This is a genomic window from Micromonospora sp. URMC 106, from assembly GCF_051386395.1.
Lineage (GTDB): Bacteria > Actinomycetota > Actinomycetes > Mycobacteriales > Micromonosporaceae > Micromonospora.
In genome coordinates this window covers 1-217 of sequence record NZ_JBPQTP010000303.1, presented here as the reverse complement: position 1 = coordinate 217, position 217 = coordinate 1, and the positions used below count along the sequence as shown (strand labels likewise).

The 217-nt window shown below is 72.8% G+C and carries 1 protein-coding gene; it reads left to right on the top strand.

Annotated elements, in window-relative coordinates:
* A partial coding sequence (locus tag ACSNOB_RS32200) for a beta-ketoacyl synthase N-terminal-like domain-containing protein (RefSeq protein ID WP_436691242.1) occupies positions 1 to 217 on the top strand: 217 nt, incomplete at both ends.

The window sequence follows — 217 nt, the reverse complement described above, 5'->3', positions numbered from 1 at the left end:
CGCGGCCACGGGGCTGCGGCTGGCCTCGACGCTGGTGTTCGACTACCCGACCCCGGCCGTCCTCGCCGACCACCTGTGGTCGGAATTGGCCGGAGTGCGCCAGTCGACCGCTGACGTGGCCACCAGCACGGTCCTCGGCGCCGACGAGCCGATCGCGATCGTGGGCATGGCCTGCCGCTACCCGGGCGGGGTGGAGTCTCCCGACCAGTTGTGGGAG